Genomic DNA, 3,335 nt, shown 5'->3' with positions numbered 1-3,335 from the left:
CCCATTTTGCCACGCCTTCCAGGGTGTTAAATGGGCGGCGATCCCCGATAAATTGCGCCAGAAAAATGCCAGGCCCCTTGATGGTTTTCATAACCCCTCCTGAAAATTACGCCTGCTCTTTGTCGTCATACTTGAAAGAGAAAAGGAAAATCACGGCAATCACTGCTGCAGCCACTGCCGGGATCCACCAGAATGTGGTCCACGCCTGAGGCACCGTTTGTCCCGCCACCAGACGGTTGTAAAGTGCGCCTGAAATTTGCGAACCAAGCAGCATACCGATCCCATAGGTAAACATAACGATCATGCTTTGCGCCTGACCTTTAACTTTCTCCCCGGCGATACGATCGGTGTAAATAAAGCCGACCACGAAGAAGAAGTCGTAGCACACGCCGTGCAGCAGAATGCCGAGATACAGCAGGAATCGGCCCTCTTCGCTGATGCCGAGGGCAAAGAATGCGTAGCGCACAAACCAGGCGCACATCCCGATTAACAACATGTATTTCACGCCCAGACGTCTGAACAGGAACGGGATCACCAGCATGAAGAAAATTTCAGACATCTGACCAAACGACATCGCCGTACTGACATCGCCAACGCCCGCATCAGCCAGAAACGACGCGGTATATGCGTAATAGGTTCCCAACGGTACAGAAATAAGCGTCGCGCAGAGCGAGAAGACAAAAAAGTGACGAACCTTGAGTAAGGCGAAAGCATCCGCACAAAACAGATCGCGCACTTTTACCGGCAGTCCTTTCGCCGGTGCTGGCGTGTTGGGCAACGTCAGGCTGTAGAGCGCCAGAATCACAGAAATAACCGCCGCCAGCGTAAAGATGCCGGTAGTATCCGAGATTCCGGTTACGCCGATAAAAATCCCCGCGACAATCCAGCCAATGGTGCCAAACACTCGCACCACCGGGAAAGTTTTGTCTTTATCCGACAGGCTATGAAAAGCAATGTTGTTGGTAAGCGCCAGCGTTGGCATGTAGCACAACGTGTAGCCAAACAGCAGACCAATCAACAGCGCACCGTTTTGCGCCACCAATGCCTGCGGAACAAACCAGAGGATCGCCGCGCCTGCAAGGTGCATCACCGCCATCACCTTTTGCGAGGCAAAGAAGCGGTCTACCAGCATCCCTAAGACGAACGGCGACAGAATAGAGGCAATGGGCCCGGCTGAAAACGCATCGCCAATCAGCAGCGACATGTTGTGCTGGCTCATCACCAGCCCCAGCGTGACGGACCAACTTCCCCAGATAAAGAACTGTAAGAACATCATTAGCGACAGCCGGGGTACCAGCAGCCGGTACTGTACGTTCTGTTTTCCACTACTTTCGGTTGTTGACACCATTTTTTGCCTCACCTTTAAAAAGTAATCGATTACAAAATAGATTCAATAGAAAAGTAATCGATTACAAAACAAAGATCCTGCCAGCAAAGGCAAAATTGCGAGAGCGGTCACGATAAACATTGAGAGAAGATCCGATCCCATCCTGACGATGGGATCGGTAGAAACTTAGCGGGACTTACGACACAGCAGTTTGAAGGCAACGAACAGGAACAGGATCCACACCGGCAGGAGGATAGCTGACAGGCGCATATCGTCCATCGTACACATCAGCACCAGAATCATGCCAAGGAAAGCAATACACAGGTAGTTCCCTGCCGGGTACAGCAGCGCTTTGAACTGCGTGTCACGTCCCTTACGACGCATCGCCGCCCGGAATCGCAGATGGGCCAGGCAGATCATAATCCAGTTCAACAGCAGTGTCGCCACAACCAGCGCCATTAGCAGGCTAAAGGCCTTTTGTGGCAGGACATAGTTGATCAGTACGACCAGAGACGTAATAGCACCGGAGAGGATCAGTGAATTCACCGGTACGCCGCGACGGCTGACGCGGGTTAAGAACTTCGGCGCGTTCCCCTGGACAGAGAGACCAAACAGCATACGGCTGTTAGAGTAGACGCCACTGTTATATACCGACAGCGAAGCCACCAGAATGACAAAGTTCAGAGCTGAAGCCACCACGTTGCTATCAAGATTATGGAAGATCATCACAAACGGGCTGCTGTTGGATTTCACTTCCACCCACGGGTACAGCGCCAGCAGCACCACCAGAGAACCGATGTAAAACAGCAGAATACGGTACACCACCTGGTTTACCGCCTTTGGAATGCTTTTCTGCGGATCCTGCGCTTCTGCGGCAGTAATCCCGATAAGCTCAAGTCCGCCAAAGGAGAACATAATCACCGCCAGCGACAGGATCAACCCGTTCCAGCCGGTGGCAAAAAAGCCGTTGTAACGCCACAGGTTATCAATGCTTGCATGTTCCCCGCCGTGACCGGAAAACAGCATCCACACGCCAAAACCAATCATGCCGATAATGGCCAGCACTTTAATCAGCGCAAACCAGAATTCCGTTTCGCCATACAGACGTACGTTGACCAGGTTAACCGCGTTGATGATCACGAAGAATGCCGCGGCCCAAATCCAGGTCGGGACATCGGGCAGCCAGTACTGCATGTAGATCCCAGCCGCGGTCAGTTCCGCCATGCCAACCAGCACAAACATCACCCAGTAGTTCCAGCCGGACAGAAAACCCGCGAACGGTCCCCAGTATTTATAGGCAAAATGGGCAAACGATCCCGAAACGGGTTCTTCCACCACCATTTCGCCCAGTTGACGCATAATCAAAAAAGCGATGATCCCGGCAACGCCGTAACCCAGTAACACCGCAGGTCCCGCCATCTGAATAGCCGGGCCAATGCCCAAAAACAGGCCGGTACCAATTGCGCCGCCCAGCGCAATTAATTGAATATGGCGGTTTTGCAACCCCCGCTGAAGCGTCGGCTCATTCGTTGACGCGGCATCAGACACGCTGGTGTCAGATGCAGTTGACGCGTTTTTCACGCCCTTCCCCTGTGTCGTTTTTATTGAAGGGGCTTCTTTTAACATTTCAACCTGGTTGTCGCAAGGCGCAATAAGGACCCGCTGTGCCCGTGGCATTGCGTTTGTTCATAATTACAGTGAATTATTCTGGACGAAAAGGCATCGCAGGCCACAGAATGCGCTTTACTGTTTTTCTAACATTTTCAAACGGGTGAACCCGCTGTGTTTCAGCCACTCGTTTTTGAGCCAGGCTAGGCAACGACTGTCATGAATAAGATCATCAAACGACTGGAAATCGTCAAAAGCGCTATTGAACTGGAAGATGAGGAGATTATTTTCCAGCAGGTAGATCATCTGAAAAATGAGCCTATGTCAGTCTTGCCAGGCGCCATCGTTCAGGCGCTCGAAGCACGGCGCTTTAGTGATGCCCTACGTGAAATCACGGCCT

At 52.0% G+C, this 3,335-nt stretch carries 3 protein-coding genes and 1 pseudogene; 1 reads left to right on the top strand and 3 read right to left on the bottom strand.

Going from position 1 to position 3,335, the window contains the following annotated elements; translation table 11 throughout:
- The 3 genes from FDW87_RS21740 to pheP form a co-directional block, all read right to left on the bottom strand.
- On the bottom strand, nt 1–91 hold a 91-nt coding region (locus FDW87_RS21740), incomplete at its 3' end, for a hypothetical protein (RefSeq protein ID WP_252362999.1).
- Between the two features lie 15 nt (nt 92–106).
- Entirely contained in the window at nt 107–1,348 is a 1,242-nt protein-coding gene (locus tag FDW87_RS04240; RefSeq protein WP_016155933.1) for an MFS transporter, read from the bottom strand.
- 165 nt (nt 1,349–1,513) lie between these two features.
- On the bottom strand, nt 1,514–2,908 hold the full coding sequence (gene pheP / locus FDW87_RS04235; RefSeq protein ID WP_032931079.1) for a phenylalanine transporter: 1,395 nt from the start codon (nt 2,906–2,908) through the stop codon (nt 1,514–1,516).
- A 246-nt stretch (nt 2,909–3,154) separates the two neighbouring features.
- Here pheP and FDW87_RS21735 point away from each other — a divergent pair.
- Nucleotides 3,155–3,335, top strand: a pseudogene (locus FDW87_RS21735) (DNA repair protein); the annotation flags it as partial.

This window comes from Citrobacter sp. wls826 (assembly GCF_005281245.1).
Lineage (GTDB): Bacteria > Pseudomonadota > Gammaproteobacteria > Enterobacterales > Enterobacteriaceae > Citrobacter > Citrobacter braakii.
This window is presented reverse-complemented; position numbering and strand designations above follow the sequence as displayed.